Origin of the sequence: Acinetobacter gandensis (genome assembly GCF_001678755.1) — a bacterium.
GTDB lineage: Bacteria > Pseudomonadota > Gammaproteobacteria > Pseudomonadales > Moraxellaceae > Acinetobacter > Acinetobacter gandensis.
Genome location: NZ_LZDS01000003.1, coordinates 46,052 through 69,542 on the forward strand (window position 1 = coordinate 46,052; position 23,491 = coordinate 69,542).

At 38.3% G+C, this 23,491-nt stretch carries 23 protein-coding genes; 9 read left to right on the top strand and 14 right to left on the bottom strand.

The features are described from left to right. Window positions 1–145 precede the first annotated feature (145 nt). Window positions 146–820, top strand: coding sequence for an HTH-type transcriptional repressor FabR (gene fabR / locus A9J31_RS02130; protein WP_245668191.1), 675 nt, complete (start codon window positions 146–148; stop codon window positions 818–820). An 82-nt stretch (window positions 821–902) separates the two neighbouring features. Here fabR and A9J31_RS02135 read toward each other — a convergent pair whose 3' ends face one another. Both A9J31_RS02135 and A9J31_RS02140 read right to left on the bottom strand, forming a co-directional pair. After that, window positions 903–1,709 (bottom strand): alpha/beta fold hydrolase, encoded by an 807-nt coding sequence (locus A9J31_RS02135; RefSeq protein ID WP_067762112.1) that lies wholly within the window; start codon window positions 1,707–1,709, stop codon window positions 903–905. A gap of 178 nt (window positions 1,710–1,887) precedes the next feature. Beyond that, window positions 1,888–2,151, bottom strand: coding sequence for a PAAR domain-containing protein (locus A9J31_RS02140; protein WP_067762114.1), 264 nt, complete (start codon window positions 2,149–2,151; stop codon window positions 1,888–1,890). Window positions 2,152–2,383: 232 nt separating this feature from the next. Here A9J31_RS02140 and A9J31_RS02145 point away from each other — a divergent pair, with 232 nt between their 5' ends. Together A9J31_RS02145 and A9J31_RS02150 are read left to right on the top strand one after the other, a co-directional pair. Continuing rightward, the gene (locus A9J31_RS02145) at window positions 2,384–2,683 is read left to right on the top strand and encodes a hypothetical protein (RefSeq protein ID WP_067762116.1); all 300 of its coding nucleotides are present in this window, start codon (window positions 2,384–2,386) and stop codon (window positions 2,681–2,683) included. Window positions 2,684–2,774: 91 nt separating this feature from the next. Then, window positions 2,775–3,002, top strand: a complete 228-nt coding sequence (locus A9J31_RS02150) for a hypothetical protein (RefSeq protein ID WP_067762118.1) — start codon at window positions 2,775–2,777, stop codon at window positions 3,000–3,002. 296 nt (window positions 3,003–3,298) lie between these two features. On the opposite strand, the gene rapA is transcribed toward A9J31_RS02150, so the two are convergent. The 8 genes from rapA to A9J31_RS02190 form a co-directional block, all read right to left on the bottom strand. Beyond that, window positions 3,299–6,136: an RNA polymerase-associated protein RapA gene (gene rapA, locus A9J31_RS02155; protein ID WP_067762120.1), complete on the bottom strand. Its 2,838-nt coding sequence runs from the start codon at window positions 6,134–6,136 to the stop codon at window positions 3,299–3,301. Window positions 6,137–6,278: 142 nt separating this feature from the next. Then, a complete protein-coding gene (locus A9J31_RS02160; RefSeq protein WP_067762123.1) occupies window positions 6,279–6,923 on the bottom strand; it encodes an RluA family pseudouridine synthase in 645 nt (214 codons plus the stop codon). Window positions 6,924–7,055: 132 nt separating this feature from the next. Beyond that, window positions 7,056–7,760: a phosphopantetheine-binding protein gene (locus A9J31_RS02165; protein WP_067762125.1), complete on the bottom strand. Its 705-nt coding sequence runs from the start codon at window positions 7,758–7,760 to the stop codon at window positions 7,056–7,058. Window positions 7,761–7,893: 133 nt separating this feature from the next. Then, window positions 7,894–8,226: a hypothetical protein gene (locus tag A9J31_RS02170; RefSeq protein ID WP_067762127.1), complete on the bottom strand. Its 333-nt coding sequence runs from the start codon at window positions 8,224–8,226 to the stop codon at window positions 7,894–7,896. Window positions 8,227–8,429: 203 nt separating this feature from the next. Then, window positions 8,430–8,846 (bottom strand): GlcG/HbpS family heme-binding protein, encoded by a 417-nt coding sequence (locus A9J31_RS02175; RefSeq protein ID WP_067762128.1) that lies wholly within the window; start codon window positions 8,844–8,846, stop codon window positions 8,430–8,432. Between the two features lie 106 nt (window positions 8,847–8,952). Beyond that, window positions 8,953–10,251 (bottom strand): glutamate-1-semialdehyde 2,1-aminomutase, encoded by a 1,299-nt coding sequence (gene hemL / locus A9J31_RS02180; RefSeq protein WP_067762130.1) that lies wholly within the window; start codon window positions 10,249–10,251, stop codon window positions 8,953–8,955. A gap of 56 nt (window positions 10,252–10,307) precedes the next feature. After that, entirely contained in the window at window positions 10,308–10,919 is a 612-nt protein-coding gene (thiE, locus tag A9J31_RS02185) for a thiamine phosphate synthase (protein ID WP_067762132.1), read from the bottom strand. 588 nt (window positions 10,920–11,507) lie between these two features. Next, the gene (locus A9J31_RS02190; protein WP_067762133.1) at window positions 11,508–11,891 is read right to left on the bottom strand and encodes an Mpo1-like protein; all 384 of its coding nucleotides are present in this window, start codon (window positions 11,889–11,891) and stop codon (window positions 11,508–11,510) included. A 334-nt stretch (window positions 11,892–12,225) separates the two neighbouring features. Between A9J31_RS02190 and A9J31_RS02195 the strand changes: the two genes are divergently transcribed. Together A9J31_RS02195 and A9J31_RS02200 are read left to right on the top strand one after the other, a co-directional pair. Beyond that, window positions 12,226–13,686: a CYTH domain-containing protein gene (locus tag A9J31_RS02195; RefSeq protein ID WP_067762135.1), complete on the top strand. Its 1,461-nt coding sequence runs from the start codon at window positions 12,226–12,228 to the stop codon at window positions 13,684–13,686. Window positions 13,687–13,871: 185 nt separating this feature from the next. Further along, complete coding sequence (locus A9J31_RS02200; RefSeq protein ID WP_067762137.1) at window positions 13,872–14,303, top strand: hypothetical protein; 432 nt, start codon at window positions 13,872–13,874, stop codon at window positions 14,301–14,303. Between the two features lie 138 nt (window positions 14,304–14,441). On the opposite strand, the gene A9J31_RS02205 is transcribed toward A9J31_RS02200, so the two are convergent. After that, the gene (locus A9J31_RS02205; protein WP_067762139.1) at window positions 14,442–15,107 is read right to left on the bottom strand and encodes a TetR/AcrR family transcriptional regulator; all 666 of its coding nucleotides are present in this window, start codon (window positions 15,105–15,107) and stop codon (window positions 14,442–14,444) included. 119 nt (window positions 15,108–15,226) lie between these two features. Between A9J31_RS02205 and A9J31_RS02210 the strand changes: the two genes are divergently transcribed. Further along, window positions 15,227–16,474 carry an MFS transporter gene (locus A9J31_RS02210; RefSeq protein WP_067762142.1) on the top strand — a complete coding sequence of 416 codons (1,248 nt, stop codon included), beginning with the start codon at window positions 15,227–15,229 and terminating at the stop codon, window positions 16,472–16,474. Window positions 16,475–16,512: 38 nt separating this feature from the next. Here A9J31_RS02210 and A9J31_RS02215 read toward each other — a convergent pair whose 3' ends face one another. Beyond that, on the bottom strand, window positions 16,513–17,145 hold the full coding sequence (locus tag A9J31_RS02215) for a hypothetical protein (protein WP_067762144.1): 633 nt from the start codon (window positions 17,143–17,145) through the stop codon (window positions 16,513–16,515). Window positions 17,146–17,254: 109 nt separating this feature from the next. On the opposite strand from A9J31_RS02215, the gene A9J31_RS02220 reads away from it, so the two are divergent. After that, a complete protein-coding gene (locus A9J31_RS02220; RefSeq protein WP_067762146.1) occupies window positions 17,255–17,650 on the top strand; it encodes a DUF3144 domain-containing protein in 396 nt (131 codons plus the stop codon). A gap of 178 nt (window positions 17,651–17,828) precedes the next feature. Further along, window positions 17,829–18,893 carry an amidohydrolase family protein gene (locus A9J31_RS02225; RefSeq protein ID WP_067762151.1) on the top strand — a complete coding sequence of 355 codons (1,065 nt, stop codon included), beginning with the start codon at window positions 17,829–17,831 and terminating at the stop codon, window positions 18,891–18,893. Window positions 18,894–18,951: 58 nt separating this feature from the next. Here the strand turns inward: A9J31_RS02225 and A9J31_RS02230 are convergent, their stop codons facing one another. Both A9J31_RS02230 and A9J31_RS02235 read right to left on the bottom strand, forming a co-directional pair. Beyond that, entirely contained in the window at window positions 18,952–21,717 is a 2,766-nt protein-coding gene (locus A9J31_RS02230; RefSeq protein WP_081410242.1) for a M16 family metallopeptidase, read from the bottom strand. A gap of 152 nt (window positions 21,718–21,869) precedes the next feature. After that, window positions 21,870–22,691 carry a PhzF family phenazine biosynthesis protein gene (locus A9J31_RS02235; protein WP_067762155.1) on the bottom strand — a complete coding sequence of 274 codons (822 nt, stop codon included), beginning with the start codon at window positions 22,689–22,691 and terminating at the stop codon, window positions 21,870–21,872. A gap of 133 nt (window positions 22,692–22,824) precedes the next feature. On the opposite strand from A9J31_RS02235, the gene A9J31_RS02240 reads away from it, so the two are divergent. Beyond that, entirely contained in the window at window positions 22,825–23,409 is a 585-nt protein-coding gene (locus tag A9J31_RS02240) for a flavin reductase family protein (protein WP_067762157.1), read from the top strand. Window positions 23,410–23,491: the final 82 nt, after the last annotated feature.

The window sequence follows — 23,491 nt, forward strand, 5'->3', positions numbered from 1 at the left end:
GGTTTTAATTATTATACACATGTATATATATTTGTATATACAGTTGTTCACTTAATATGCATTTCACAAAATCTACTCGCTATCGCTATAATATGTTAATGTTTCTAATCCATTGAAAAATATGACTCAGTCTGCACAGACGAATATGGTTAACATGTACCAGGAAGAATTACATACAGAAGCTGAAGCGCCACTTACAATCCGTACAGTTGGTCGTAAAGCAACGATTACCAAGGAAGAACTGTTTCAAGCAGCGCTGAATTTAATCGGCCCGCAAAAAAGTATCTCCTCTTTAAGCTTGCGTGAAGTTGCACGTGAAGCTGGCATTGCACCGAATAGCTTCTATCGCCATTTTAAAGACACGGATGAATTGGCAATTGAGTTAATTGATCGTGCTGGTGGCGTATTACGTCAGATTTTGCATGAAGCACGTTTAAAGGCATCACGCCAAAGCAGTATTATCCGTAGTTCAGTTGAAGTTTTTATTGAACAGCTTGATGCTGATGAAGGAAATTTAAGCCTACTACTTCGCGAAGGTTATACGGGGTCGCATTCATATAAAAATGCGGTTGAGCGTCAATTAAATTATTTCCAACAAGAATTAAAAGAAGATTTAATTGTTTTGGAACGACTGAATCAAAGCAAACTCGCGCATCCAGATATTGTTGCAATGGGCATTACTCAAATTGTATTTAACATGGGTGCCAAAGTGATTGATATGCCTGTTGAAGAACGCAAGCAAGTGGCGGAACAAACCATGATTATGATTCGCATGTTGTTAGAAGGTGCTCGTCATTTGGACGAAGCACAGATTCGATAAGCATCTAAATTTCAGAAAAACCAAATTAAGAAGGAGACAATATGTCTCCTTTTTTATATTCATGCATACTAAATAATACTATTCAGGCAGCAATATTTTTTAATACATGCATGACATGCTCGGCTGTTTCAATGGGCTGCTCCAAAGGAAACATGTGCCCACCTTGCAGGACAGTATATGGAATTTTATATATTTTCTTCATGGCTTGCGGAAAGCCTTGCTGATAAAACGGACTTTGCTCAGCAGTCATTAAATGCACTGGAATATTCGGTGCTTTACGTGGCGTTCGCCACCACCACGCAGGTACCGTTTTAAAAATTTCAGCTTCGACTATTTTGGGAATGGTCAAAGTTACCCCACTCCCCATTGCATTCCTTTGAATGCCTACATTCACATAATCTTGAAAACATTGATCATCAAAATCTTTAAATAATCGATTATTACGCAATGATTCAAATGCTTCCTGCTTGCTCAGCCATTGATCTTTACGTTTCAAAGTCATACCCGATGGGGTAAATTTATGAATGGCTTTAAGATTGAATTTTTTCACCAGTTCAAACAATGCTGCATTACGCCCAATCACGAACGGTGGATCCATAATCACCAATTGTGAAAATAAATCTGGACGTTTATAGGCAGCCATTAAGGTGAGCAATGAACCAAATGAATGGCCTAAACCAATGACTTTTTGCTGCGGAAATTTCTGTTCAATATCAGCTATGACTTGCTCAACCAAATAGCGCCAATCTTTGGTAATCGGATACTGCGCATCCAAACCAATCAATGGAATATATTCAACCTCATAGTCTGAGGTAAACTGCGACAAGAACTTCTGATAGCTTTGACCCGGTATGCCATTGGCATGAGTAAAATGTATCGGGGTTTTCATCAACTAGAATCCTTGATCGCAAACCATTTTGAACATAAAGCTTAGCCAACATAGATTTTAAAACAATAGCCTGAATAGACAAACTCATCTGACAATTCAGCCAAGTCTTTATCAGCCAAATCTATAGATTAATGAAAGCAATCTTTACTGAGCTTAAACAATCCTAACTTGGCAGCTGCTATTTAGCAGATACGACCATATTTTGCTGTGGCAAGAAAGTTGCACCACAGGTCGTTTTGTCCCCAACGATCACCACGCCTCGCCCTTTTACTGTCGTGCTTTGATCGCTAGCGATCGCACTGACTGTAGTTTTACATTTTGGGCAGTAATGTTTCATCCCATTTAAATGTACGGCAATACCATTAATAACAAAACTTGGCTCAGATTCTGTTACTACGCCGCCATGTGAAGTTTTGCTACCTAAAGTAATTAATGCTTTCATATTGTTATATTCTTTTTAGTACACCATAAAATTCGAGGCATTTTAACGCATGTCAATATTTCACTCTAGCAATGAATTGTTATAAAAAACAAAATTTAGCGACAACTATTGACGTCAAAACCAAATTAAACTTAAACCAAACTGTATAATGTACCTATAAAAATAATCTATACATTGACCAATAAACCAATTTTTAACACACGCATTATTCCTCATTTTTAAGGAAATGATTATGCCCCGAGATACGAATGACAACCTTGCACAGCACCCAATTGTATATGAGTTGCGCCAAATTTTACTGAATAATTGGGATCCGATTGGCATTAGTGATATAAAAAATATGGCTGATGAATATGATAGCTACTTACATGATTTATTGATTTTGGCTGAAAGCACCAATACCCAGATTGAAGATTATCGAGATGAGTTGATTTGTATTGAACGCGATTTTATGGGGCTGGATGCAGATATTAAACAATGCACTCAAGCCGCAATTTTAATTCATGCTTTGGCTTTAAAATATCAAGTCTGAAAATTCAATTTTTATAGATTTCACTTCTCCATTTTATTTGGGAGCAACAAAACCGCCCAATTTTTTATAAAAATTATAAGGAGTATAAATAATGATTTTAATTGATGATTTTTATTTAAAGCAACCTCAACGCGAAATTCATCTTGATTCAAGCCAAAATCATGAATTACTCAAGGCAGAGTTTTTAGCGCTTTGCAAAAATGTGGTGCCTGAAGTTATAGTTGCTGAAGGAATTGAGGCCAATTATCTGCTTCGCCTGCTACCTGAAATTCAGCATTACTGTGGTGCAATCGCTTTGAAACAACCCCTTTGCGACTAGATCTATTTTACCGCCTTAGAAAAGTATTATTTCACACAACGGAAAGCGTCACGCTTCTGTATCCAAATACAATTCGATACACATAGCCCATATTTCAATATATTGTTTACATGATAGATGCAGAAGAAAACTTTGATAGTGCCATAGGCGATTTAAAAAACACCTATTTCTTATGGGGCAGTGAAGATACAACGGATTAAATTGATAATTACCGCCAAATACAATTTACAACCTATTAAAACCATCAGTCAAAGAAAAAGCACCCGAAGGTGCTTTTTAATATCAAGAAAGACCTATTACGGTTTTACCACCACCATAATTTGAATTGCTTCAGGTGTCACAGCCAAACCATCAAGCAATGTTAAACCTTCTTTTTGTAGCTTTTGTAGACGTGTAATTTCATCTTCACGAATACTTGGGTTGAACTGTTTGAGGTAAGTTAAACGGTCAATTTCGTATTGCCATTTGCTACCGTACATTTCTTTGGCTTGCTGTTTGAAACCAGGTAATGCACCACGCGCAATTTCCAAAGCTTGAGTGTAACGCTGTTCAATCACATCACGACGCGCTTTAACCACTTGGCGGCAGCTATTGCCATCAAGATGATGTAAATAAGGACGTAAAATTTCAGGTGCAATTTTTTGTGATAAGTCTTGACCTTTTTCACTCAACAATACACGAACCAACTGTTGTGGCAGACTTGATGGCAAGTTCAATGCTTTTGGTGCAACAACATCCACTTTGAACCACACTTCCATCAACACAGAACCTTGTGGTAATGCAGCTGATTTTAATACCGCCACATTCGTACTACCAAAGCTTTGAGTATTAATCATTTCCATCACGCTTTCTGTGAATGGATGTTCAAGTGTTAAATACTGAGCATCTTCACGAATTTGTGCTTGGTCACGATAGAAAGTCGCCGTCATGCCTTCTTCATCAAGGGTTAAACCCTGAACTTGCATTTGATCAGTTGGCTTGATGATCACCGTACCGTTACTTTGCTCATCAAAATCAATATTCGTTGACGCCATAAAGCGCTTCATGAACATTGGCAAAGTCGTGTTGTCGTCGTAATCTTCAAGTGCTGTCACAATCTCTTGCGCCACAATTGGACGACATGAATTGTATTCTAACAAACGGTCACGGCCAGATTGAAGCTCAGCTTCTAAAGCCTCACGTTGTACGCTTACTGCTTCAAGTAAATCTTCAAACTCTTGGCCTTTATCAGCAAGTAAACAATCTTTTAGGTTAACAATAAAGTTTTCTTGCAAAGTTTGCGCAGTTGGAGAAATGTTGCTGAAAATATTCAACGCTTCATTATACCAACGGAACATACGTTCTTGTGCTGTACCAACCAAATAAGGCACGTGAATTTGAATACGGTTTTCTTGCCCAATACGGTCTAGACGACCAATACGCTGTTCAAGTACATCTGGGTTTGCAGGTAAGTCAAACAAAACTAAGTCTGATGCAAACTGGAAGTTACGACCTTCAGAACCAATTTCAGAGCACAGCAAGATTTGCGCACCATACGATTCTTCTGCAAAGTATGCTGCCGCTTGGTCACGCTCTAACAAGCTCATGCCTTCATGGAACATTGCGGTACGAATACCAGCATGTAAACGAAGTACATTTTCAAGTGATTCAACCACTGGGCCACTACGTGCAATTAACAACACTTTTTTGTGCTTAAGATCAGTACGTAAACGTTCCATCAACCACATAACACGTGGGTCGCTTTCCATCCAAGAACCGTCAAGTTGTGCTTCTTCAGGCCACATTTGTTCACGTAGCTTGCCATCTTTAGACCAATTTTCTGGTGCTGGAAGTGGCGCTGGCTGACAGTCACGACCCGGGAAGCCTTGAATTGCTTCACGTGTATTACGGAATAAAATACGACCTGTACCATGACGGTCTAATAATTCGTGAATCGCGCGGAAACGCTGTTCAGGCTCATCACTAATACGGTGACCAAGTAAAGTTTCAATTGCAGCAATATGCGCTTCTTCTAGCGGCATATCAGACATTAAAACTTCTGCAATTTTTGCAGTTTGATGATATTGCTCTTCTTCGTCCAAGAAACGGTCTAAAGAACTAAAACGTTGTGGATCAAGTAAGCGTAAACGTGCGAAATGGCTTTCTACACCCAACTGCTCTGGTGTAGCCGTAAGTAACAATACACCTGGTGTTTTTTCTGAAAGTTCTTCTACAAGGTCGTAACGGTCATTGCCGCCCTCTTCTTCAGACCACATCAAATGATGGGCTTCATCGACTACCAGTAGATCAAAACCAGCTTCAAGCGCTTGTTCACGTAAGTCATCATGGTCAATCATCAAGTCAACACTTGCGATGATGCACTGTTCTGTTAGGAATGGATTTAAATCAGGATCATGTTCTTTAATTGATGCGGTACGGGTCAAATCAAACAAAGAGAACTCAAGATTGAAACGACGACGCATTTCAATCATCCATTGATATTGCAATGAATCAGGTACAAGAACCAAAATACGTTCAGCACGGCCAGTTTTCAACTGTTGATGAATAATCAAACCTGCTTCAATGGTTTTACCTAGGCCTACTTCATCAGCAAGTAATACACGTGGTGCAAAACGTTTACCAACTTCATGTGCAATATATAGCTGATGCGGAATCAAACCGACACGCGAACCTACCAAGCCACGCAATGGGCTTGATTTCATGTTAGCTTGAAGTAATAAGGCTTCAATACGTAAGTCGTACCATTCTTTATAATCGACTTGGCTTGCAAGTAAACGCTCAAGTGGTTTCGCCAACTGAATGCTTGCACCAATACGCGTTTCATTGAGTGATTTACGCTCTTCTGAGCCATCTTCAAGCTTTCGTACTGCGTTATAACGTACAACTCCACCACGGTCTTCAAATGACTCTACAAGCCAAATTGTGCCTTCTTGGTCTTGCACTTCATCATTCACATTAAAAATGATTCGAGACAAAGGCGCATTGTGGCGTGCATAAACACGTGTTTCGTCGCTTTTTGGGAATAAAATGCTGACCGATCGCTCATCAACATCAATAAGAACACCTAAACCGAGTTCTGTTTCTGTATCTGATAACCAACGTTGACCAATAGCAAACTGCTGCAATTTTTCCACCTTTTTCTCAAGTTAGGTCTGAAAATATTAAGCTCAAACTTTGAATGTTATTTGAGCAAAAATCTAGACCTTTAAGCAATATATTTTGACATAAAGCCCACCAAATTAGTGAGCAGAATTCTTTGGGATTTAAATGATTATCCTAAAATGGTACGGCACAATGAAATTCAACTGGCTGTTCCGTTTCAGGATGAGTAAAACTGAGGTGTTCAGCATGTAAACAAAGACGTGGCATGAGTTTTTGCTGATCAGGAGTTGCATATAGCGTGTCACCAACAATCGGATGACCTAAATATTGCATATGTACACGTAATTGATGTGAACGACCTGTAATTGGGGTTAACGCTACACGTGTTACTGGTTGTCCCTGAATTTCAAAATGTTCAGTAGCTTTCCAATGTGTGAGTGCTGGCTTGTTGTGGGCAGGATCAGCGATATGTAAAGGTGGATGTTCTGGGTCATATACCACAGGAACATCAACAGTTCCCTCACCCTCTAGTATTCCTGCTACCAATGCTTGATAGGTTTTAGACGTTTGACGTTCTTGAAACTGGCGTGAAATTCGATTTTGTCCTTGACGTGTCAAAGCAAAAACTAAAATACCTGAAGTATCTCGATCAAGACGATGAATCAGTAATGTTTTCGGCTCGATTTTCAATAAGCGATTGATTACACAATCTTGTAAATCTGCTGTTTTTCCCGGAACTGTGAGTAAACCTGCCGGCTTATGGATCACCATAAAGTCCGTATCACGATGTATCAGGTGTTCTGTTAGAAAGTTACTCAAAGCTCAATCCAGTCTGATCACGAAAAACAAGGCGGCAATGATAAAAAGCTTAGCCAACAATTACAATGCAAAAAGCCCTATTTCCCGATGTATTTTCCGATTTAGAACAAAAATTTTTCCAATTTGACCTAATTAGGAATTACTAAGCAATTTTTCGAGCAAAGCTTTCAGGCTCGCATCTTGTAAAAAGTCTTCGTAACGAATATTTGCCCCGCTCGCACGCCAAAGGCCAACCAAGTTCGCCATCCCCACAGAATCTAATCCATAACTGCGTAAATCTGTGAGTGGATCAATTTGTAAAGGTTCCATTTCTAGCTGTTCAGCAACTGCAAGTAATATGCCTTTAGCAGACAACACATAATCAGTCGGTGCACTCAAACTCCATAGTCGCGTTACACTATAGCTGTTCATGTGGTGAAATCCCTGTGTTGTCAGGCTATCTACCCATTGTATATGTTGTTCTTGGCTACTTAACTCAATTGCGTCATCCACCACGCAGATCTGCTCGGTCACGCTTTGTAAGTGTGGCAATATCTGTTTCAGCATGGGGGTAATTTGCCCTGCAAATATTAATTGCGGATGTGATGTTGCATATTCACCGAGCTGTTGCATGCCTTGCAGTAAATCATCCCCATATAAATCGATAATTGGGATTTCCAGTGCTTTGGCTTTATTAGTGACCTGAATCAGGTTTTGCATCAATGCGCTGTCTTGGATTCCTTGCATCATGCGTAGATTTTGTAAACCTACGAGGACTAAAACAGATGCGGAGGATAAGAGTTGCCATTTGGCTTTTGAGGGAGAAAGTTGGATTTTCTTGGGCATGGGGTACAGCATGGGAGACTCTAATAAAATAGTTAACAACTCTATGGATAGTGTAGTTTACTCTTATGATTAGAGCTATTTGGGATTTTTAAATTTGTATTTCTTATAATGGCCATTATGTTGAATGAAGTATATTTGATATATTTTACTCAAACTGAGATAAAAAATAATCTTGTAAATCTTCAAGTGCTTCACCCTCATATAACAATGAAAAGTCACCATCGCATTCTGATAGATATGAACTGCCATCAATAGCACCTAATACATTACTAATTGAATCAATCATTACTTGTCGCAAAATTGAGAAAAAAATTCGCTTATTGTCATCTGATAAGGTATTAAAAAAACTTATAGCATTGATAAAATAAGGGTCTTTAATTTCTGATGGAGAATAGTCCGTAAAAAAACTTTTATAAATTTCTAGGTTTTCATTAATAATTTCATTTTTGAATACATTAGCTAATTTTTTTGAATCCATATTTTTTCCTCTTTATTTTCCATAAAATTAATATAATACACTTTATACAAACCAACCTAGTTTTACATTAAATTTCAAAACTTTATCAAACCTAAAAACCCAATCCTCACCGATTTGGCTTTCTAAATGATTAATCATGTTTCACGAACTATTAGCAGATAATTCTCTAAAATTACATTAAGTTAAACTAAAAATATAAAAAATCATCCAAGCTGTGCTAAAAACTTTTCAATAGCGAATTGTGCAATTTCTGCATCCTGAAATGACTTTACCCCAGACACGCCCATTGCGCCAACTAGCTGCCCTTCAAACAAAATCGGTTCACCGCCTTCCAACATACCATTAAACGTCTGCATGGTTAAGAAACCCATCTGCCCGCCTTTTATCAAGTCTTCAAACAATTTAGATGGGCGCTTACTGATGGCTGAACATTTGGCTTTTTCTAAGCATAGATTTGCTGTCATTGGCGATGCACCATCCATACGTTTCATCGCTAACAAATTGCCTGTCTCATCCGTAACCGCAATGCTGACATTAAAACCATTTTCGACTGCATAAGCATGTGCTGTGTTTAGTAAAAATTCTGCATCTGCCAAAGTTAAATAATGCTTGGTTTTCATTTAAAAAATCCTTTTTTCAATACATGTTTAATCATGCGACCACAAAAAAGCCCACAGCAAGCTGCGGGCTTTATTCTAAATCAGAATTTACTCATTAAAATGAAAATTACTTCATTTCAGCAAAAACTTCTTTTGCCATTTCAATGGTAAATGCAATATCTTCATCGCTATGTGCACTAGAGAAGAAGCCTGCTTCAAATGCTGATGGTGCAAGGTTGATACCGCGTTTTAACATACCGTGGAAGAAAGTACGGAAGGCATCTACATCACATTTTAAAATTGAATCAAAACCAGTGATTTCAGTTTGATCTGTGAAATACAAGCCAAACATGCCGCCCACTTGTTGAGTGAAAAATGGAATGCCCGCTTCGTCAGCAGCAGCTTGTAGACCAGCAAGTAATGTTTCAAGTTTTGCAGTTAAAGCATCATAAAAACCTGGTTGGCGTAAATGCTTAAACATTTCAATACCAGCACGCATTGCTAATGGGTTGCCTGACAATGTACCAGCTTGATATACCTTACCAAGCGGTGCAATACACTCCATCACTTCACGCTTACCACCGAATGCACCAACAGGTAAGCCTGCACCAATGATTTTACCTAAAGTCGTTAAGTCTGGCGTAACGCCATAATGTGCTTGAGCACCACCTAAACCAACTCGGAAGCCAGTCATTACTTCATCAATGATGAAAACTGAGCCATGCTCATCACATACATCACGAATCGCTTGAAGGAAGCCATCAATTGGTTTAACCAAATTCATGTTGCCTGCAACTGGCTCAACAATTACACCTGCAATTTCAGAACCGAACTTAGCAAAGCATTCTTTCAACATTGCAATGTCATTATACGGAAGCGTTAATGTGTGTTTAGCAAAATCGGCAGGTACACCGGCCGAAGTTGCTTCGCCTTCACCTTTAGTCAAAAGACCAGAACCTGCTTTCACCAAGAGTGAATCTGAATGACCGTGGTAACAACCTTCAAATTTCACAATTTTATCACGCCCTGTATAACCACGAGCTAGACGGATAGCAGTCATCGTAGCTTCCGTACCTGAGTTGGTCATACGTACCAATTCAATTGACGGCATGATTTCACAAATAATGTCAGCCAAAGTGGTTTCGTGTACAGTTGGCGCGCCAAAACTTAAACCATCTACTGCTGCTTCTTGAACTGCTTTAATAATATCGGGTTGAGCATGGCCTAAAATCATTGGCCCCCAAGAACCGACATAATCGACATAACGCTTGCCATCAACATCATATAGATAAGCACCTTGTGCTTTTTCAATAAATACAGGTGTCCCACCTACCCCATTAAAGGCACGTACAGGAGAGTTGACACCACCTGGTATGTGTTTGCTGGCTTGCTTAAATAATTGCTCTTGCTTTGGAGATAAGCTCATGAATCAACTCAACTAAAAATAAAGAAAATCAAAAAAAATACAGCGAAAAATGTCTATTACTTAAAAAGTGCTGACCATTCATCAAGACGGTCGGGAATCAAATTCATTGGACGTCCTAATATATCACTAATCACCGCACAATAATCCGCGCCTGATTCAATCACAATTTTTGAATTTTCAACGGTTAGACCGCCAATTGCACAGATTGGTACATTTAATTGTTGTTTGGCTTGTTTCAACGTTTCTAAACCAATATTACCTGCTTCAGGTTTGGTATCAGTTGCATAAATTGCACCAAATGCCACATAGTTTGCACCATCAGCAATTGCTTGTTCTGCAAGTTGCAATGAGTTATTACAGCTACGGCCAATTAATACGCCTTCTGGCAAACGTGCCACAGCATCCACAATAGAGCCGTCATCTTGCCCTAAATGCACACCTAAACCATATTTTTCTGCTAAATCTAAATCATCATTAATTACAAAAGGAACAGCATATTCAGCACACATGGCTTTCATGTATTCCACTTCGTAAATCTGATCTTCTTTAGCAACTTTTTTACGGCGATACTGCAAAACTGCAATACCTCCATTTGACATTGCACCTTCTAGCTTAGCTAAAAGTAACTCTAAAGGATCATCATTTGTAATGAGGTATAGACCACGCATTGCTGGCTCACATCTAAAAAGGTTCTAATTAACTCTTATTATAGCCAAAACTAAAGCTGGTTTTGGCGTTGCAACACAATTTAGCAAGGCGTTTGATTATATTGATTTTATAACGTGCAATTTCCGACGAAAAATTGCATGAAAAATTCAAAAATACCCAATTTCAGGGATATCGAAAATGTTACATAAAATATTTAATACAACTACATAAGAACACAAAACTCAGCGCACAAGAACAGAACACTATAATAAAAATAAGGTGGTAATCGAATTAGACTTTTTGATGCTTTGGTAAGAAACGTTTTGGGGAGCGTTCAGAACATCAAAAAGTCTATCTATTTTTTATTCCAATTCTTTGTTTCTAAAAAATTTAAAGTTATTGGATGAATTATTAGACATAAAAAAAGCCTAGAGAAGGTCACTCTAGGCTCGGAAAACTGGTCGTTTATTTCTATTCGTGCGTAATCACAAGTCACAAATAAACTGTATGCCAATTATTAGACTAATCACTCTAACTTTGCAAGTTTTTACCAAGTATTCAGTTTTCATTTGTTACTAATTCGATCAAAACATTGATTTTAGATGCAATTAACTTTCAATCTTATCTTTTTGGCGATCAATCAAACTTAAATTGCCTTTTAACACATCCGCAAACATCCGCCAATCTGAAATAAAACTATAAAGTGGCTGCTTAAAACTTGCAGGCTTATTTTTTTCAAAAATAAAGTGACCTACCCACGCGCAGGCATAGCCTGAAATTAGGCCATATGCAAAATAACGTGGTTTGCGCTTAATAATTGCTTTCGCAAAAAAATGTAGACCAATACTGCTTCCAGTCACATGTAAACGGCGACTCATAATATTGCGATGTTCTGTTAAATAAAATCGGTAGAACGTGTGATAGTCCTGAATAGGAAGTTGAAAATTTGGCTGCTGTTCATTATCGAACTGTGGCTGTACTTGTGCATTCATTACGCTCATCCTGAACTGTTTTATTCAACATAGCTTAATTTTTCAGCATTTAAAAGTAGTGTTGGTTCAGTTACATCGCTCTGAAGGAATTAGCACATATTGAATATTGAAAGCTCATAATCATGATAGCCCCTTAGGCTTGTCATTGAACTTTTCAGTGCATGGTTATTTTTCAACTCGTCAAGTCTTACATCCTATTGGTTTTTAGTTACAATCGACCCTCTATAAAATTGAACTATATTTTTCGCCAGTTTTAGTGATTAACTACTTTTTTAAATAATTTTGCGTCACAACTTCATGTTTACAATGAAGAAGCACATCAGGACAAATAACCATGGTTGAAGTTGAATTAAAATTTCAGATTCCAGAAGCACGTCGAAATGCCTTATTAAAAGCATTAGATCCCAAAAAATCCGAACAGATTCAACTGAAAGCAAAATATTTTGATACGCCTGACCGTAAAATGGCAGAGCAACGCGCAGCTTTACGTCAGCGTCTAGAAGGAACGCGCTGGATACAGACCTTAAAAGCTGCGGGTAAAAGCCACATTGAACGTTTTGAACATAACTTAGATTTAGGTGAATTAGCAGATGCGCCTGACTTAAATCTTGAAGTTTATACAACTGAGCCAGAAGCCCAGGCCGTACTCAATAAGGTCTTAGCGGAGCAACAAGATCAACTTAAACTGCAATTCGAAACGGATATTTTACGGACTTATCGCGTTATTCAGTTTGAAGATGCCGAAATTGAAGTCAGTCTTGATGTTGGTTGTATTCGTACTGAAAGTGCCGAGCAAGAAGTACATGAAGTCGAATTTGAACTAAAAAGTGGTTCAATTCATTCACTACTTGCATTTAGTTTTGAATGGGTCAAAAAATATCAACTTTGGCTCGATGTGCGTAGTAAAGCGGAAATGGGGAATTTACTTGCTTTAGGTCTAAAGGTGAGTCCTGCAACTGAAGCAAAAGAGATTCAACTGAGTAAGAAAGATTCTGCTGCAAAAAACTTACGTCTTCTGATTGCACTGCATATTCAGCACTTACTCCCAAACATTGCTGCTATTTCTGCTGGCGTTGCTCAACCTGAACATATACAGCAAGCACAGCGCGCACTTGATCATCTACAATTGAGTATTTCACTCTTTAAAGACTGGAACAGCGATATTGTTGAAAAATGGGCTATGCAACTTGGTGCGTTTAAACAACAGTTTGAACAGTTGCATCATTTCCAACACATGCAAGATACCTTAGGTGGTTTTTTACAAAATCCAACCACCTCGGAAAATTTGGCAAAAGATATTTTATACGCCAAAGAAAAACTGGGGAATTTGGTTAAATCCACTCAAAACGTTCATCATTATCTAGAATTGCTGATGTTTAGCTTAGCTACGACTGATACACCACAACAAAATGACTTTAAATGGTTTGCACAAAATACCCTGCAAAATCAGTATAAAGCGTTACAAGAAGCATTGAACGACGCAGATATCAGTCATTTTGAAAGTTTAGACACGCTTTCACAGCGCATTCAAGAGCTTAAATTTAGTTTCCCAATTTTAACTTCAATCTACGACGTAAAAAATTTGCAGAAGTACAGTAAAGCCTTAAATGATGCACAAATTTCAGCGCAGGAATATCAAGTGCTGTCTTCTTCTGCTCAGTACATTCAACAAACAGAGCTAGAAGCAAGTGATTGGTTTGTGCTAGGTTGGTTGACAGCTAAACAAGAGGTGTATGCCGATAAACTTCTTGACGCAACTGAACAGTTTTTAGTGAGCCGAAAATTAATTAAATAATTCAATTGTTCATGGAGGTTTTAAGCAACCTCCACATTTCCTGTATTTAATATTATTGTTCTACCAAACATCAAAAAGTAATCTGTGCTTTACATTGAAATAATTTGTGATGCTCTTTTTTTCTATTTTATTTAAAAGCCGATAAAATAAATCATCTGAAAAGTTAAGTTTAGGGTGGTTTCTCTATGAAAATACTCACGCTTTTAATTCATTCATTCCGAACTTCTCTCACACTCTTTCTCACTGTTGGGTTAAGTCTTCACCTTATTGGATGCAGCGAACAACACAAAGCAATACAAAGTACTGAACTGCGTAGAACATCATCCGTTCAACTAGAAAATGTCTCAAATTCAAATTTAGATTCAACGCAACACACATTTAAAGTGCTGCGAAATGATCCAGCAGATTATGGTGATGAGTCCTATCAGATTAAAACGGATCAAGGAAATCTCAGTATTTACAGTTTAAATATTAATAAACAACAAGCTCAATTACTCGCTAGCGTCAAGTCAGGAGAATGTTTAACTCTCTCAAGCCAAAGTGATGATTTCGCAGCGGTAGAAGGTAATATTAGCGTCATGGAATTAGCCAATATCAGTATTCATCCATGTAAATAGGCATCATTCATTTATATTGAATTCAAATCCATAACTGATTGCTATAAATAAGCACTATTTATTTAACTATTAAAGCTTTTTGAAAAAATTAATCATTCATTAGCTAGAAAATTATGAGAACGAATATGAGAACTAAACTTAGTTTAAGCATGATTGAAAAATGATCTGATCCCACATGTTCATAGCATTCTTAACAATACTATGTAGATGATCAGCACTCGCGCCATCTATTGCCTGAATGGTCATGCCATATAACAATGTCGTATAAAAATCACAAAGCTGCATCACTTTATCTAAATTAGCTATCTCACCTTGTTCAAATCCAAGATTAAGCCGCTCTAATAATTTATTCCGACTTTGCAAACGAATTTGTTTAAGATGCTCTTGTAAAAAAGTATTCTGTTGTGAACAGTTCATTGTCGCAACAACCAACATACAGCCCTTTGGCTTATCTTTTTGTACAAGATGCCGAATACTCTCATATAAATACAACTCAACTGCTATTTTCGCAGTTGTAGCTGTTTGCAAAATTTGCTCTGCGGGCATGGCTTCTTGCTGTACATAATGCACAATACATCGATCAAATAACGCTGCTTTATCTCCAAAGGTTGCATATAAACTTGGCGCAGTAATACCCAAAGCTTGAGTTAAGTCACTAATGGATGTGCCTTCATAGCCATGTTGCCAAAACAATAACATCGCTTGTTCTAATGCAACTTGCTCATTAAAGCATTTCGGACGCCCGCGACGTTTAGTATTTTGCTCGTTGCAAACACTTTGATTTTCTTGCTTTGATTTATCCATCATAAGCTATCATTTATATTTTATAACGTTCACTATTAAAATAATTGACGCTCCGTATTTAATCAAATAGTTTAATTTTATAACAATCACTATTTAATTAAATTAATGGGAGTATCAACATGAATACTCAGGTCAAAAAGACACCCAACGCATCTGCAACGCATTCATCTCTAACCAACCCATCGCCAAAGTCAGAAGGTAACTGGTTCGCCATCTTAACGGTTGCTATTACAGCTTTTGCACTTGTAACCAGTGAATTTCTCCCCATTGGTGTATTAAATTCAATTGCGCAAGATTTAGATATCAGCGTTGGTACAGCAGGCCTTGTTATTACCCTTCCTGGCATTATGGGTGCAATCGCCGCACCTGTATTATCTGTTGCCGTTAAACAACTTGATCGTCGAAAGCTACTGATTGCACTCACAGCCATTATGGTGATTTCAAATTTTATTACAGGCATTGCTGACAGTTTTGCTCTGGTGTTATTCAGCCGATTTTTACTTGGTATAGCTATTGGCGGTTTTTGGGCCACTGCAATTGCTTTAAGTGGTCGTGTCGCGCCACCCCATTTAGCTATAGCCAAAGCGACGGCAATCGTCATGGCGGGTGTCACATTGGCAACCATCTTAGGTGTTCCACTTGGTACATGGCTCAGTGAATGGCTTGGCTGGCGAAGTGCTTTTCAATCAATCGCATTGATAGGTGCTGTGATTATTGCGCTAGAATACAAATTTCTGCCACGTTTAGCGCCAACTTCTGCCATCCGCTGGAAAGATTTACCCGCCTTAATCCAAAATCATAAAGCGCGTAAAGGTCTTGTGATTATCTTATTAATTGGTTTCGCACATTTTTCATCTTATAGTTATTTAGCCCCATTCTTTAAAAATCAGGCAGGTTTTGATGGCGCTACTATTGGTAGCCTATTACTGATCTATGGTGTTAGTGGGTTTTTCGGCAACTTATTTGCTGGCTATAGCAGTAATATCAATGTGCGTTATACCCTCGCATTTGTTGCAATCAGTTTTATTATCGTATTTTTTAGCTTCCCACATTTTGCGATTCATTTAAGCAGCGCTTATGTTCTCACAGCATTATGGGGTTTTGCATTTGGTGCGTTTCCAACAACTGCAAATATTTGGATGTTTGTACACGCACCTGAAGCAGTAGAAAAAGGCATGCCTTTATTTATCGGCATTTTCCAACTGATGATTGCTTTTGGCTCAGTCTTTGGTGGGTATGTGGTTGATCATTTTAATGCCAATATTTTACTCTATACTGTAGTGATCTTTGTCGGGTTAGCACTTTTGGCTTTATTTACACATAGCCGCGGTTTAAATAATCCTAAACACAACTGCCCTGTTCTTTAAATCAATACACGGTTTCATTTCGTCTTCAATGTATTTTATTAACGATATTTACCAAACACTTTCCACGTATTGTTATCGCCCAATGGATCGCTATAGCTATCGCTGCGGGCTTTTCGTGGCTTATCACGTGCATCAACCAGCACAAAGTCTGACTCCACACTGAGGACAATACCATTCACATAAAATCGGGTACGCGTGTAATCACTTTGCCCATGTTGAAATACATAAGTACGTAAATCAATAAATTCACGATGTGCCACCAGTGCAGCCGTATCATCGCTATCTAACCATTGGCGCATCGCTTGAATTTGTTCGGGCTCATACTGGCCGCATTTTTCAACTAAGCTTGCAATACCGCGAAACGTTTTGGATTCTTTAGCCCGCGTTTTATTAATCCGAATACGATCAACATGAAAATAAAATAAAGGCAAATTGAGGTGACTCGGCAAATGAATCGCATCCAAAACTTCATCTTCCATAAACGGTTGAAATAAGTCTTGTGCTCGTTCAATTAAACCTGTCCACTGCGCATAATATTCTGCAACTTCCGCTTGAGTACCGTAGTAAATTGGTAGGCCTTCTACATTGGCTAAATTTGCCGGTGGCCAAATATTTTGACGTAACAACGCAATATCACTTTTAAGGCTTTGAACTGCAATCGCATTTTGCATGCAAGAATCCATTTTTACACTTAGGCTATTTTTAGATTAAGTCAAAGGTTTAGTTTCTGCAAGGCTTTGCCTATAATACGCTATTAGATTTTTATGCTAGGACTCATTCATGGTTCAAAAGATTGAAGCAACTGATGTTACCGAAGAAGAAGCGTTGAATGCTGCTTTTTTTGAACGTGCTGATGATTTTATTAAACAAGCCAATGAATTTTGTCGTGTTGAAAAAGGTTCACAAGTCAAACCTGCTGAAATGCGTGGTCAAGTGAGTGCCGCAATGTTATTCGGTACTGCTCGTTTTAATACTTGGGTAGCAGCCAACGGTTTCAAAGATGGTAATGAAATGCGTGAAGCCAAAGAGCAAGTCATGTCTTATATACTTCAACAGTTCCAAATGATGCTTGAAGATAATTATGACGAATACTGCGAACAATTTGAAAACTATCTTCGTTTCCGTCACAACGAAGAGTTTCATGCCAACAAACATGATCACGACCACAAGCATTAATAAAAAGCCCTTCGGGGCTTTTTTTTAGCACTATTACATCTATTCAAAGCATTGATTTAAAATAGTCTTATGATAATGTTTTACATCATTTCGTCTAATTTTAGTATGCGACTTCCCTCTTTTAGGCAAAAATACAATAATCTCTGATGATTCATATGGATTTAGATCAAGGAAAGAAATGCAGAAACTCGATTTTCCCATAGTCGACTCACATATCCACCAATGGGATCCTTACAACACACCACATGCCGCAGCCCTCGCTGTCAAACTTCTAGGTAAACATCCTTATCTACTCGACAAAATGGTTCGCTTTGTACAGCCTCAGCATTTACTGGATACTGTAGGCTTAACTACACATGTCACTGCACCCTATTTACCAGAAGACTATAAACAAGATACTGGACACTACTTAGTTGATCAAATTGTACATGTCGAGGCAAATTGGCATGACAATAAAGGCAAAGGTGTAGTTGGAGAAACGCGTTTTATTGAATCTTTAGATTTTAATGAGCGTACAGTGGGCTTAGGTGGAATTGTAGGGACTGCAGACCCTTGTGATAGTAACTTTAAAAAAATCTTAAAAATGCACAAACAGGCTTCACCGCATTTTAGAGGTATCCGACGCATAGCTGCAGTGCACGAAGATCCGAAAATTCATGCATGGACCAAAGAACCGCATCTTTATACCAATAAAAAATTTATGAAAGGTTTTGAAGCTTTAGCTCAAATGAACCTAAGTTTTGATGCATGGGTATATTCAGACCAAATACGAGATGTAACAGCACTGGCACGTGCCTTTCCTGAAACGTCAATTGTCCTTGATCACTTTGGTACACCTGTAGGTGCTTTTGGTGCTGTCGGTTCGCATACAGGTTTAACTCAAACTGCACGTGACAATATTATTTTCCGTTGGAAAGATGACATTGCCGAATTAGCGTCTTGTCCGAATGTATATACCAAAATGTCTGGCTTATTCATGCCAGTACTCGGACATCAGTTCCATAAAGAAAATCGTTTGGCATCGAAAGACGAAGTATTTGATTGTGCACTGCCACTTATCACACACGCATTAAAATCCTTTGGGCAATATCGTGTTATGTTCGCATCCAATTTCCCTATGGATAGTGTAAGTACAACGCTCGTTAATATTATTGATGCATTCTCTGATGCTGTGGCGGCCTACAATCCTGAAGCTTTAGCAGATGTGTTTCGACACAATGCGCGCCAGTTCTATCGCTTGTAAATATTAAAAGCAAAAAATCCTCCAAAATGGAGGATTTTTTATCGCAATAATTAAATACTTACTTAGCTGGTTTTTCTGCCTGACCATATTGATCTGACATAACCTCAACCAGTTGATTCGGCTGGATATACTTTTTAATAACCGCATCAATATCTGCTTTAGTCAATGCAGCAATCGCTCGGTCACGCTTTTCACGATAATTTAAATCACGGCCTTTTTCCAATTGTGGAATGAGCATACTGTGAATACGACGATCATCTTCAAGTGCAGTTAAGCGTTTTTTCAACATACTGGCTTTAGCTGCTTCTACTTCTTGCTCAGTGACGCCGTTTTTCAGCATACTCTGAAGCACTTTATGCACTGCTTGTGAAACTTGTGCTGACTTTCCGGCAGTGTAGTTCGCACCAATACTTAATACACCCGAATCCACCCAGTCATCAAAATTTACATCTGCACTAAACCCATAAACTAAGGCATTCTTCTCACGCAATTCTTGCGCTAATCGTGATGACAATTGTGAGTCACCAAGAATATGACGAAATACCTGTAATGCAGGCGAATCGGCATGTTCCACCCCAACAGGGAACGTCATAATTGCTTGATAACTACCAAATTCACGTTGCTCAGACAATGCATGGACTTTTTGCGCAGGATAAGCTGTGTATTTGGAATCCAAACGTGCATACGGTTCTTGTGTCGTCCAAGTTGAAAATTCTGTTTTTAGCATTTTTTCAATTTGTTTCGCATCAAAATCACCAGTCACAGCAATTTGCGCATGTTGCGTTTTAAAGAACTGCTGATGTAGTCGCTGTACTTGATCTCGTGTCGCAGCATTTAATTGTTTCTTCGCCAGTTCAGGTTCAAAATGGTAACGAATATCACCTGGTTGGTAGATTTCAACTAAACGAGATAAAGTCATTGCAGACACAGTATCAGGCTCAGTATATGGACGATCTAAACTCGATAAACTCTGAGACTTAATTAAGTCAAATTGTGATTGTTCAAATGAAGGCGCTTTCACAACATCCATAACGTACTTAAAAAATTCTGCAAATTTTTCTTTACGTGCAACCACTTGAATTGTAAAACCATTCCCCGTTGCACTCACCGTTGCGCCACCACCTACATCGATAATTTTATCGGCGATTTGCTGTAGACTTTGATCTTTGGATGCTCGGAACATGAGGTAAGCCGTTAAATCTAACAACTCGCCTTTATTCATTAAACTTTGCGCTGTACCAAAATCTAGTGCTACTGTTGCATAGGTTTTATCATCACGGGTTTGCGTTGGAAATAAAGCATATTGGATGCCGTTTTTTAATTTTCCTCGCTGAATCTGTTTTTCTTTTTGATTCAGATACTGTTTAGACTCTTGCACATACTGCTTAACTTCAGCCCGATAAACACTTACATCTTTTAACGGTTCTTCAACTTCAGCTTGTTTATCTAAAGTTTCAGTCGGTTTTGCAGCTGCTTGTTGTTGTGCTTTTTTCTGGTCTTCTGGAGTGGGCAAAATGTTGCCTGTAATACGATACTCCGGCTTTAGAAAATCTTTATAAATTTTATTTACATCAGCAACATTGAGGTTTTGAACTTTATCTAAATCTTTAAAGTATTGTGCCCAATCACCATTATAAGCCACAGTATAATCACTTAATCGTTCACCCAAAGCAGACGCATTGTTCTTAATATTATCTGCCATGTTACGAGTCATGCTTTTGACACGATTTAACTCAACTTCATCAAATGGTTTAGATTTCTCTACGCCTTGAATGAGTCCATTCGAAACTTTTTTCGCATCATGATTTGGCGCATAAATAGCGCCCATAAAGACTAAATTAAAGTCCTTATCTAGCCATGTTGAACTTTGTACTGCTGTCGCTGTACCTGTTTCTACGACACTTTGATAAAGATGACCGCTTGGCTGCAAGGTATACAAAGTTGGTGACACCGCCAATGCAGGCTTAATATTTTCAACAGAGCCATTTAAGTAAATATTAAATTTAGCAAAATCACTGCCTTTATTCACAGTAAATTCGCGTTGTTTAATTTTACTCGCATCCAGTACAGGAACCTTGGGTTGAGCGGGAATATTTCGAGATGCAATTGGACTAAATTGACTATCAATTTGTTTGAGCACCGCAGCTTTATCAAACTTCCCCGAAATCACCATCACCGCATTATTGGGTGCATACCAAGTGCGATAAAACTGATTTAATTCTTTCATATTGATGGATTGAAGTTCATTCAAGTCACCAATTGGCAAACGTCCTAAATGTTGATTGCCATAAGCCGCTTTCCACACTTGATCAATCAATACTGAAAATGGCTGATCTAAACGAATCTCGCGCTCACGCTTCACAATATCAATTTCAGTCGGGACAAATTTTTCTTGTAATACCAATTTGTCCATACGTTCTGCTTCTAAATGCAAAACTTGATCCAGCGCATTTTGTTCAGGTCGAACCACATTGGTATATTTGGTGGAGTAATAATTGGTGCTGGCATTGGTCATTAAAGTGAACTGATCGAGTCGACGCTGAAATTCATCACCTTTGACATTTTCAGTACCCTTAAAAGCTAAATGCTCTAGCAAATGCGCCAAACCACCTTTACCTTGTGGATCATTCAATGAACCAGTGAAATACACCGTATTCATAAACACTTTACTTTCTTTATTATTTTGCGCAAGAATCACTCGAAAACCATTATCAAGCTTATATTCTTCAATTGATTGTTCTGATTTAACCAAAACAGGTTGAGCCAAAAGTGTGGTGCTTAAACCTGCAAATAAAAGTGAAAGCGTGAGTTGTTTAATACGCATGTAAATTCTTTATCCTGTTTATCGATGGCATCGAATTTCTTTAGATTCGATCATTTCACTGATGATTCTATTCGTTCATTTTATTGAATGATAGTAACTTTTTATTAAAAACCTGCTGTCACTTAAGACAGCATGTAATTGATTTAATTTTATTAAATTTCAATTTCAGCTTGCATATATAATCGTGCATAACCTGAAATTTCAATTCGATCATCATCTTGCATCACACAATGTAATTCACCACCACGCGCTGATGCTTGATATGCAAGAATGTTCTTTTTATTCAATTTTTCTGCCCATATCGGCACGATTCCCGTATGAATTGAACCGGTTACAGGGTCTTCGTCAATACCATTGCCTGGTGCAAAATAGCGTGAAATACAGTCATAATTCGTTGCTTGTGCAGTAATCGCAACATCCGTAATGCTACCTGGCGCTGTAATCGCCGTTCTTATTTTACCAAGACGTTTTAATACAGCTAAATCAGGTTGTTCATCTAAGACCTGTTGCGCGGTTTCATATTCAACAATATAAGCCTGTGCATTCAGGTACACCTGCTTAAACGGTTGACTCAAGGCTTGGGTCAACTCTACAGGATATTCAGTCACGATCTGTGCTTTACGCTGAGGGAAATTCATTAAAATCTTGCCATCTTCAGCATGTTTAACTGCAAATATGCCCAGATTTTTAACATGAAATTGTATGGCTTTTAACTGTGTATAAAAGCGGAACAAAACATAGCTACTGGCAAGCGTCGCATGACCACAGAAATCAACTTCCGTTGTCGGTGTGAACCAACGAATTTCATAATTTGCTTCATCTAACTTTTTCACAAAAGCTGTTTCAGACAAATTATTTTCTAGCGCAATTTTTTGCATCAAGTTTTCATCTAACCACTCGTCCAACACAATGACCGCAGCAGGATTTCCTTTAAATAATTCTTGCGTGAATGCGTCTACTTGATACATCTTCATGAATAATCTCCTAAATATGTGTTTTATTTTAAAGGCTTTTGAAAACATTACATGCGTTATATGCTATGTAAATCTTAATTTTAACGATTCGCCTACATGATCAGTCACTGGCGGCTCAATATAAGGATAAAATTTGAAAGCGCATCTTCGTCCCGTTCCTCTTGAAAAATCTTATCGTTTACTTAACCACGGCCCGACCGTTTTAGTCTCAGCACAAGACCAGCAAACAACTGGCGTCATGACTGCGGCTTGGGCATGTGCTTTAGAATTTAGTCCAGCCAAGGTCACTGTTGTACTCGATAAAGCCACAAAAACGCGCGAAATTATCGAACATTCAGGTTATTTCGCCTTACAAGTTCCGACGTTAAAGCAACTGAAAATGGTGTATGCCCTCGGCATGATTAGCCAGCGTGATGCTCCCGAAAAATTACGCCAATGTGGTGTTGAATTATTTAAGATGCACGATGCCGATATTCCACTGGTTGAAGGCTGTTCCGCTTGGATTTTGTGCCAATTAATATCTGAACCACATAATCAACAAAATCATGATCTGTTCATTGGTAAAGTCATTGCGGCATATGCTGATGAACGTGTTTTTCGAGATGGTCATTGGTACTACCAAGATGTTGCAGATGAATGGAAAAGTTTGCATCACGTCGCGGGTGGACATTTCTATACGATTGGTCAAGCCATTTCGGTAGATGATCTAGAACAGTAATCCTAATTGATTTGGTCGTAATAAAAAAAGTTTTTAATTCCTTAGCTTTCGTGATGCAGATAAATACGGATTATCTCCTTCA

Excerpts from the sequence above, each read along its gene's own strand:
- fabR (WP_245668191.1), top strand. The coding sequence starts at position 146 with ATGGTTAACATGTACCAGGAAGAATTACATACAGAAGCTGAAGCGCCA.
- A9J31_RS02135 (WP_067762112.1), bottom strand. The coding sequence starts at position 1,709 with ATGAAAACCCCGATACATTTTACTCATGCCAATGGCATACCGGGTCAA.
- A9J31_RS02140 (WP_067762114.1), bottom strand. The coding sequence starts at position 2,151 with ATGAAAGCATTAATTACTTTAGGTAGCAAAACTTCACATGGCGGCGTA.
- A9J31_RS02145 (WP_067762116.1), top strand. The coding sequence starts at position 2,384 with ATGCCCCGAGATACGAATGACAACCTTGCACAGCACCCAATTGTATAT.
- A9J31_RS02150 (WP_067762118.1), top strand. The coding sequence starts at position 2,775 with ATGATTTTAATTGATGATTTTTATTTAAAGCAACCTCAACGCGAAATT.
- A9J31_RS02165 (WP_067762125.1), bottom strand. The coding sequence starts at position 7,760 with ATGCTGTACCCCATGCCCAAGAAAATCCAACTTTCTCCCTCAAAAGCC.
- A9J31_RS02170 (WP_067762127.1), bottom strand. The coding sequence starts at position 8,226 with ATGGATTCAAAAAAATTAGCTAATGTATTCAAAAATGAAATTATTAAT.
- A9J31_RS02175 (WP_067762128.1), bottom strand. The coding sequence starts at position 8,846 with ATGAAAACCAAGCATTATTTAACTTTGGCAGATGCAGAATTTTTACTA.
- hemL (WP_067762130.1), bottom strand. The coding sequence starts at position 10,251 with ATGAGCTTATCTCCAAAGCAAGAGCAATTATTTAAGCAAGCCAGCAAA.
- thiE (WP_067762132.1), bottom strand. The coding sequence starts at position 10,919 with ATGCGTGGTCTATACCTCATTACAAATGATGATCCTTTAGAGTTACTT.
- A9J31_RS02190 (WP_067762133.1), bottom strand. The coding sequence starts at position 11,891 with ATGAATGCACAAGTACAGCCACAGTTCGATAATGAACAGCAGCCAAAT.
- A9J31_RS02195 (WP_067762135.1), top strand. The coding sequence starts at position 12,226 with ATGGTTGAAGTTGAATTAAAATTTCAGATTCCAGAAGCACGTCGAAAT.
- A9J31_RS02200 (WP_067762137.1), top strand. The coding sequence starts at position 13,872 with ATGAAAATACTCACGCTTTTAATTCATTCATTCCGAACTTCTCTCACA.
- A9J31_RS02205 (WP_067762139.1), bottom strand. The coding sequence starts at position 15,107 with ATGGATAAATCAAAGCAAGAAAATCAAAGTGTTTGCAACGAGCAAAAT.
- A9J31_RS02210 (WP_067762142.1), top strand. The coding sequence starts at position 15,227 with ATGAATACTCAGGTCAAAAAGACACCCAACGCATCTGCAACGCATTCA.
- A9J31_RS02215 (WP_067762144.1), bottom strand. The coding sequence starts at position 17,145 with ATGCAAAATGCGATTGCAGTTCAAAGCCTTAAAAGTGATATTGCGTTG.
- A9J31_RS02220 (WP_067762146.1), top strand. The coding sequence starts at position 17,255 with ATGGTTCAAAAGATTGAAGCAACTGATGTTACCGAAGAAGAAGCGTTG.
- A9J31_RS02225 (WP_067762151.1), top strand. The coding sequence starts at position 17,829 with ATGCAGAAACTCGATTTTCCCATAGTCGACTCACATATCCACCAATGG.
- A9J31_RS02230 (WP_081410242.1), bottom strand. The coding sequence starts at position 21,717 with ATGCGTATTAAACAACTCACGCTTTCACTTTTATTTGCAGGTTTAAGC.
- A9J31_RS02235 (WP_067762155.1), bottom strand. The coding sequence starts at position 22,691 with ATGAAGATGTATCAAGTAGACGCATTCACGCAAGAATTATTTAAAGGA.